The sequence below is a fragment of the Vibrio sp. Isolate25 genome, assembly GCF_022398025.1.
In the GTDB taxonomy this organism is placed as follows: domain Bacteria; phylum Pseudomonadota; class Gammaproteobacteria; order Enterobacterales; family Vibrionaceae; genus Vibrio; species Vibrio coralliilyticus_A.
In genome coordinates this window covers 67,456-75,639 of the sequence record NZ_JAKEUT010000016.1, presented here as the reverse complement: position 1 = coordinate 75,639, position 8,184 = coordinate 67,456, and the positions used below count along the sequence as shown (strand labels likewise).

The 8,184-nt window shown below is 45.8% G+C and carries 8 protein-coding genes; 1 reads left to right on the top strand and 7 read right to left on the bottom strand.

Features of this window, described 5'->3' with window-relative positions:
* Window positions 1-191 precede the first annotated feature (191 nt).
* The 7 genes from mepA to queA all read right to left on the bottom strand — a co-directional run bounded on the left by mepA (window position 192) and on the right by queA (window position 7,209).
* The gene (gene mepA / locus L1D15_RS19465; protein WP_239876753.1) at window positions 192-1,046 is read right to left on the bottom strand and encodes a penicillin-insensitive murein endopeptidase; all 855 of its coding nucleotides are present in this window, start codon (window positions 1,044-1,046) and stop codon (window positions 192-194) included.
* 23 nt (window positions 1,047-1,069) lie between these two features.
* Window positions 1,070-1,402, bottom strand: a complete 333-nt coding sequence (locus tag L1D15_RS19460) for a DUF1904 domain-containing protein (RefSeq protein WP_239876752.1) — start codon at window positions 1,400-1,402, stop codon at window positions 1,070-1,072.
* Between the two features lie 141 nt (window positions 1,403-1,543).
* Window positions 1,544-2,491, bottom strand: coding sequence for a protein translocase subunit SecF (gene secF / locus L1D15_RS19455; RefSeq protein WP_239867247.1), 948 nt, complete (start codon window positions 2,489-2,491; stop codon window positions 1,544-1,546).
* Window positions 2,492-2,505: 14 nt separating this feature from the next.
* Window positions 2,506-4,362, bottom strand: a complete 1,857-nt coding sequence (gene secD / locus L1D15_RS19450) for a protein translocase subunit SecD (RefSeq protein ID WP_345779271.1) — start codon at window positions 4,360-4,362, stop codon at window positions 2,506-2,508.
* A 21-nt stretch (window positions 4,363-4,383) separates the two neighbouring features.
* Window positions 4,384-4,710 (bottom strand): preprotein translocase subunit YajC, encoded by a 327-nt coding sequence (yajC, locus tag L1D15_RS19445; protein WP_239867245.1) that lies wholly within the window; start codon window positions 4,708-4,710, stop codon window positions 4,384-4,386.
* 164 nt (window positions 4,711-4,874) lie between these two features.
* Window positions 4,875-6,023 (bottom strand): tRNA guanosine(34) transglycosylase Tgt, encoded by a 1,149-nt coding sequence (gene tgt / locus L1D15_RS19440; RefSeq protein WP_239867241.1) that lies wholly within the window; start codon window positions 6,021-6,023, stop codon window positions 4,875-4,877.
* A 133-nt stretch (window positions 6,024-6,156) separates the two neighbouring features.
* Window positions 6,157-7,209, bottom strand: a complete 1,053-nt coding sequence (gene queA, locus L1D15_RS19435; protein WP_239876751.1) for a tRNA preQ1(34) S-adenosylmethionine ribosyltransferase-isomerase QueA — start codon at window positions 7,207-7,209, stop codon at window positions 6,157-6,159.
* A gap of 319 nt (window positions 7,210-7,528) precedes the next feature.
* On the opposite strand from queA, the gene L1D15_RS19430 reads away from it, so the two are divergent.
* A complete protein-coding gene (locus L1D15_RS19430) occupies window positions 7,529-7,969 on the top strand; it encodes a CBS domain-containing protein (RefSeq protein ID WP_239876750.1) in 441 nt (146 codons plus the stop codon).
* Window positions 7,970-8,184: the final 215 nt, after the last annotated feature.

Sequence of the window (8,184 nt, the reverse complement as noted above, 5' to 3'; positions counted from 1 at the left end):
GGTGAGCTGGGCAACATCAACAGGGTTTTCTTCAAGGAAGTCGGCAAAGAAGTGTTGAATAGACATAAAAAATCGGAAACCTATAAACAGATTTCCGATTGTCTCTCATCAGAAGGATCGGTCAACCGATCCTTATCTGATCTACATTGGCTCCAATGAGCGGCATTTTTTATTCTATTGGGTAATTCTGCTCAAATGCTTTCCAGCAGTTGCTGACATTCCATCGGCATCACTTTCATTTTTTTCTTCTTCGGTTTACTTACTGCGACTTCTGGCGCGGCAGGTTTGGGCTGTGGTTTCCAACTGGCCAACTCAGCGCCACATCCGTCACCTTTCGGCGGCGCAGCCTGTGGTTTGCAAGCGCTGCTACCCTCTGGGCACTTGAGCCTGACGTGCATATGATAATGGTGCCCCCACCACGGTCTGACTTTTCTCAACCAGCCCCGCTCTGCTGGTACTTCCTGTGTGCACAGTTTTTCTTTGATGACAGGATGAACGAAAATACGTGCAACTTCCTCATCACTTGCCGCCATTTTGATCAATTCGAAGTGGCGCTGGTCCCAGTTTCGTTTGACTAACTGATACTGCTGGAGATTGACCACGCTCATTGGTTCAGGCTTACTCAGTTGCTGAGAAGAAAGCTTGTCATCAGCCAGCTTGAGCCAAATATCAATATCCAACCCTGTCTGATGGCTTGAATGCCCAGAAGAGAAGCGCCCACCCTGAGGTAATGAGATATCACCAATCAGAATACGAGTGTTCAGACGCTGCGCAGCCAGAGCGGCTAAACGCTGAACAAAACTGACGGCCTGTGGGTGAGCATAGTAACGATGTCGCTGGCTGCGTAATACTTGATAGCCTTCCCCTTGAAGAGGCAGTGCCGCCGCGCCTGTGAGACAACCGTTGGCATAGCTACCAATCGCTTGAGGATATTGCGTCGAAGGTGATTGAATCCTCTCCCAAGGGCTGGCCTGAAGCGAAGATGTGAAAAGGAGAAGTACAATGAATCCAGCTTGCTTCAACCACCCTTTGACTGCCAATCCCATGTACTATCTCCTAACGTTTCTGTTTAGTAATGCTCACCATTGTCGTAGTAGGATTTTGCATCCAGAGCGGTAAAAATCACCGCGACATCCACATCTTCGCCAATAATCCCACGCACTTGCTGAGTAATAATCGCAGCGACAGTATCCTGAGTTTGCTGCCCACGATCAAACCACAATACCTCAACAAACGGATAGGCCTGACTCACCTCACCTTCATGATAAAACGTAGTGTAGATGTACTCGAATGTGAAATCTTCACGAGGGCAATCCATGTGTGGCTGTAACTCATCAATCAGAGATTTTGATAAAGTTTGAACCGTTTGCGGCTCGACAGCACGAAAACGTAAATGTGGCATAGCTTGCTTCCTTAATTGTATTTTTATCTATCATAACAACTCCAATGACAATGTCTTGTACCGAACGGGGTCTTAGTATCGCTCTATAAAACAAAAGGCCGCTGAACAATCAGCGGCCTTTCTCATAGCATACGTTTTGCCTTATGGCATTTCGTCAAATTCTGCGCCTTCTTTCTCAACTTGAGGAGGCATCAGATGTTCTTTGGTGATACCCAGTTTCAATGCCAGTGCCGAAGCCACATAGATTGAAGAGTATGTACCCACAGTGATACCCAATAGAAGTGCGGTAGCGAAGCCATGAATCATAGCACCACCTTGCGTAAACAGGGCAATCACCACAAACAAGGTTGTACCAGATGTAATCAAGGTACGGCTCAACGTTTGCGTGATTGAGCTATTCATGATTTCAGCAGGTTCGCCTTTGCGCATCTTACGGAAGTTTTCACGGATACGGTCAAATACAACAATGGTATCGTTAAGCGAGTAACCCACTACCGTCAGCAAGGCTGCCACAATCGTCAGGTCAACCTCGATTTGCATCAATGAAAACACACCTAGCGTAATTATAACGTCGTGTGCCAGAGCAAGTACCGCACCAGCTGCTAAACGCCATTCGAATCGCACCGAAACGTAGATCAAGATACAGATCAGAGAAACTAGGATCGCTAAACCACCGGCTTCCGTTAGCTCGTCACCCACATTCGGGCCAACGAACTCGATACGACGCATTTCTACATTTTCACCCGTACCGTCTTTGATTGCACTTAAGATCTGGTTTCCTAGTGTTTCACCTGCCACATTATCACGAGGGCGCAGGCGAACCATCACATCACGGGCACTACCAAAGTTCTGTACCGTGGCATCGCCAAAGCCTTTCGCATCGAGGGCACTACGGATCTCTTCCAAATCAGCTGGCTGCTCAAAGCCAACTTCAATCAGCGTACCGCCTGTAAAGTCTAACCCCCAGTTCAACCAATTGGTAGACAGAGTAAAAATCGATGCACCAATCATCAGCACCGACAATAGGAACGCAAACTTAGACCAACGCATAAAGTCGATCATTTTGTCTGCTTTTAGAATCTGAAACATAATAATTCCTAGCCTTAGATCGACAGTTTGTTGATGCGCTTACCACCGTACATCAGGTTCACGATACAACGTGTACCAATGATGGCAGTAAACATAGACGTTAAGATACCGATAGACAGTGTCACCGCGAAGCCTTTGATTGCGCCTGTACCTACAGCAAACAGGATTATTGCGGTAATCAAAGTGGTAATGTTGGCATCGGCAATCGTACTGAATGCGTTCGCATAGCCTTGATGGATCGCCTGCTGAGGACTACGTCCGTCACGCAGCTCTTCGCGTATCCGCTCGAAGATCAGCACATTGGCATCGACCGCCATACCGACCGTCAGAACAATACCGGCAATACCAGGCAAGGTCATCGTCGCGCCCGGAATCATCGACATCACACCGATAATCAACACAAGGTTAGCCATTAGCGCTACGTTGGCAATCAAACCAAACTTACGATAGTACATTAGCGTAAACAGCATGACCGCTACCATACCCCAAATCATCGCCTGAATACCCATATCGATATTCTGTTGCCCCATAGAAGGACCAATGGTTCTTTCTTCAACGATAGAAATTGGCGCAATCAGAGCACCTGCGCGAAGCAATAACGCTAAGTTGTGTGCTTCAGCAGCGGAATCAATACCTGTGATACGGAAGTTACGCCCCAAGGCAGATTGAATTGTCGCTTGGTTAATGACTTCTTCATGCTTAGTAAGAATGACTTTGCCTTCTGGAGTACGACGACCACTGTCTTTATACTCGGCAAATACCGTTGCCATCAACTTGCCAATGTTCTTCTTCGAGAACGCAGACATCTTGTTACCACCTTCGCTATCTAGCGAGATGTTAACTTGAGGGCGGCCATATTCATCCACACTTGAGCTCGCATCTGTGATGCTAGAACCACCTAGGATTACACGTTTTTTAAGCACAACTGGACGACCATCGCGGTCTTGCTTGATTTCACTGCCCGCTGGCGCTCGGCCTCTTGCTGCAGCTGCGAGATCCGCTTTATCATCGACTTCGCGAAATTCAAGTGTTGCTGTCGCACCCAGAATTTCTTTCGCACGTGCCGTATCCTGAACACCTGGCAGTTCAACAACAATACGGCTTGCACCCTGACGCTGAACAAGTGGCTCAGCCACACCCAGTTCGTTTACACGGTTACGCAGAATAGTAATGTTCTGCTCAACAGCGTAGTTACGAATCTCAGTAAGGCGTTGCTCTGTAAAAGTAGCAGTCAAGGTGAAACGGCCATCTGCATCTGAATCAACAAACGTCATATCAGGATGATTTTGTTGCATTATGCGTTTAGCGTCCGCAAGCTGAGTTTCGTTGCGTAAGTGAATTTCCACCGCATCTTTACCCAAAGTGCGAATCGTACGGTAGCGAATATCCGCTTCACGTAGTTCACTACGGAAAGCTTCTTCCTGTTGGCCGACCAGTTTCTCCATCGCAGCGTCCATATCTACTTCCATCAGGAAGTGAACACCACCGCGCAGGTCAAGGCCGAGCTTCATTGGCGCGGCGCCAACCGCTTCTAACCAATCAGGGGTAGCAGGAGCTAGGTTGAGAGCAACAATTTTGTCTTTACCTAGCGCTTCATTGATCACATCACGAGCACTGATCTGAGTGTCGGTATCGTTGAAGCGTACAAGAATGGATCCATTTTCGAGAGCAATGGATTTATGAGATAAGCCCTTTTCATCAAGAGCTTCGGTGACAGAATCCAGCGTTGACATATCTACAGAGGCGCCACGCGCCCCTGTAACTTGAATTGCCGGATCTTCACCGTAGATATTTGGAAGTGCATACAATGCTGCGATAGCGATGGTAAGCACCACCATCAAGTACTTCCATAACGGATAGCGGTTAAGCACAGCGAGGATCCTTTAGCTGTTTTATAGAGACTTCAGCGTACCCTTTGGTAGCACTGCAGTAACGAAATCTTTCTTGATAACAACTTCGTTATTCGTGTTTAGCTCGATTGAGATGTAGTCGTTGTCTTCTGCAATCTTAGTGATTTTACCCACTAGGCCGCCGCTAGTCAGAACTTCATCACCTTTGCCCATGGAAGACATTAGGCTCTTATGCTCTTTTACACGCTTAGCTTGTGGGCGGTAAATCATGAAGTAGAAAATTACCGCGAACATACCAAGCATGATTAGCATTTCGAAACCGCCGCCTGCTGGTGCGCCTTCTGCTGCGTAAGCTGGAGAAATAATCATTAAAACAATCCTCTATTATTTTTTATTAATATTCCAAGTTGGGCTTACGCCGTTGAGTTTCAAGAAAAAGAATGACTATTAGAGATCACTCTCTCAAAAATTCACTGCGTCTGCCTACTTTATTAGCAAAAGCCTCTGGCGAAATGCCAAAGGCTTTAATTCTTTTATTTAGTCAATGACTGCTCTTTCGCCAGTGGTGGCACTTCGCGACCACGACGTTCATAGAACTCTTTGACGAATTCATCAAAGCGATCTTCATCAATCGCCTGACGAATACTTTCCATCACACGCTGGTAGTAACGCAAGTTGTGAATAGTATTCAGGCGAGCACCTAGAATCTCATTACAACGATCTAAGTGATGCAGATACGACTTAGAGTAATTCTGACAAGTGTAACAGTCACACTCTGGATCCAATGGTGTTGTATCCGTTTTATGTTTCGCATTACGGATCTTGATCACACCGCCAGTCACAAACAGATGGCCATTACGGGCATTACGCGTTGGCATTACGCAGTCAAACATATCAATACCACGGCGTACACCTTCTACTAAATCTTCTGGTTTGCCAACCCCCATTAAGTAACGAGGTTTGTCTTCAGGAAGCTGTGGACAGGTATGCTCAAGAATACGGTGCATATCTTCTTTGGGTTCACCAACAGCCAAACCACCGACCGCGTAGCCGTCAAAACCGATTTCGGTCAGGCCTTTCACCGAGACATCACGTAAATCTTCGTAAACACCACCCTGAACGATACCAAATAGGTTGTTCTGGTTTTCCAGCTTATCGAAATGGTCGCGTGAGCGCTGAGCCCAACGCAGCGACATTTCCATCGACTTTTTCGCTTCTGCGTGTGTCGCTGGGTATGGGGTACATTCGTCAAAGATCATCACAATGTCAGACCCAAGGTCTTTCTGAATTTCCATCGACTTTTCTGCGTCCATGAAAATCTTGTCACCGTTTACAGGGTTACGGAAATGTACGCCTTCTTCAGTGATTTTACGGATGTCACCTAAGCTAAATACTTGGAAACCGCCTGAATCTGTCAGGATAGGACCGTGCCAGTTCATAAAATCGTGCAAGTCGCCATGCATTTTCATGACTTCCTGACCCGGGCGTAACCAAAGGTGGAAAGTGTTGCCAAGAAGAATTTCAGCGCCTGTGCCTTTCACTTCTTCAGGCGTCATACCTTTAACAGTGCCGTAAGTACCAACAGGCATAAAAGCAGGTGTCTGAACAGTACCACGCTCAAAGGTCAGCTGACCACGACGTGCAACACCATCTTTCTTCTTAAGATCAAATTTTAACTTCACGAAGCCTCCAATTGTCAGAGAAACAGTCTGACTTTAAGTTCAGAGCTTTAAGCTCTATGAGGAGCGGTCGCCTTCCATGCGAGAAACAAATCACTGCTTCCTAGCTTACTGCTAGCACTCGTAAACAACTAAATTATAATGTTTTCTTTTTAATAAACATTGAGTCACCATACGAGAAGAAACGGTATTTATTCTCTACGGCGTGTTTATAGGCACCCATGGTATTTTCATAACCCGCAAATGCGCTGACCAACATAATCAGTGTTGATTCTGGTAGATGGAAGTTAGTGATCAAACAATCCACTAACTGATATTCGTAACCTGGGTAGATAAAAATTTCGGTATCACCAAAAAATGGCGCAAGCTCAGTGCCTTTTTTCAATGCATCCTGCGCAGCACTTTCTAGTGAACGAACCGATGTTGTACCCACTGCTATGATTCGACCATTACGCGCTTTGGCTGCCTTAATCGCATCGACCACTTCTTGTGGTACTTCCACATACTCTGCGTGCATGTGGTGATCGTTGATGTTGTCGACCTTAACCGGTTGGAATGTACCTGCGCCTACGTGAAGCGTCACATAAGCAAACTCAGCACCTTTCGCTTTCATCTTTTCAAGCAAAGCTTCATCAAAATGCAAACCTGCTGTTGGCGCCGCTACTGCGCCCGGTTTTTCGTTGTAGACCGTTTGATAACGCTCTTTATCTGAGTCTTCATCAGGGCGATCGATATAAGGAGGAAGCGGCATATGGCCAATCTCTTCCAATACCGCTAAAACGTTTTGTTCTGCATTAAATTTCAGTTCAAACAAGGCATCATGGCGGGCAACCATTTGTGCTGAGTACTCGTCGTTCTCACCAATGAAAATGGTTGAGCCCGGTTTAGGAGATTTAGAACAGCGCACATGAGCCAGAATACTTTTTTCATCCAGCACACGCTCCACCAATACTTCCAGCTTACCACCCGACTCTTTACGGCCGAACATACGCGCTGGAATCACACGAGTATTATTGAAAACCACGAGATCGCCCGGCTGTATTTGCTCAAGCACATCGATAAACGTGCCATCGTTAAGTTTACCGCTGTTGCCGTCGAGTTGAAGCAAGCGGCTAGCAGTACGCTCTGGCTGAGGGTAACGAGCAATAAGCTCATCAGGTAAGTCAAAGTGGAAATCGGATACTTGCATGTTACTAATCTTTTGTCGTGATTTCTTAATGTCGTGATGGAAGTCGAACTGATTCTGTCACAAACAGACGACGAGTTTTTCGCAGCCGACTAGTATATTCCCCACCAGCTCAATAGCAAGGATTGAGGTGTGAATTATTGTAATCCGTATTGAATTAATTTGAGTGAGCAAGAAGGCTGTAAATCTGGCTGGATTCTCTGTACACAATTCGCCACATTATTTTCAAGGTTATCGGAATGAAAATCTATCCAGCTCTCATACTGCCGAGCAGAAAGTTACTATATTAAGAGAGAACAAAACAATAACTCAGGAGGCAGCCATGATAAAAGTCGAAGATATGATGACGCGCACCCCTCATACGTTACTGCGCTCACACCAACTTGCCGACGCTAAACACACCATGGAAGCACTAGATATTCGCCACGTCCCCATCGTCGATGCTAATCAGCAATTACTGGGCGTGGTTTCTCAACGTGACGTGTTGGCCGCACAAGAATCAAGTTTACAAAAAATTCCCGAAAATCAATCATACACCTTAAACACACCATTGTATGAAGTAATGAAAACCGGTGTCATGACAGTTTCTCCTCAAGCTGGGTTGAAAGAAAGCGCCATCTACATGCAAAAACACAAGGTTGGCTGTTTACCTGTGGTAGAAAAAGGCCAGTTAGTCGGTATCATCACTGACAGTGACTTTGTTGCCATCGCTATTAATCTGCTTGAGCTGCAAGAAGAAGTTGAACCTGAAGAAGTTGAGTGATAGCCAAAAAAAAAGAGCCTCATAAGTTATTATGAGGCTCTTTGTAGTCAAAGAGTGTCTGGTTGTTTCAGAATCCAAAACTGTACGCATGTTCATCGTTAATTTCTAATTGTATTTTATATACGTTAACAAACACTAACTCATTTCTGCAAAGTTGTACTGAAATTTTCTCGACTAGCATTGCTCATCTGTTATTATTTTTAACTATATAAACA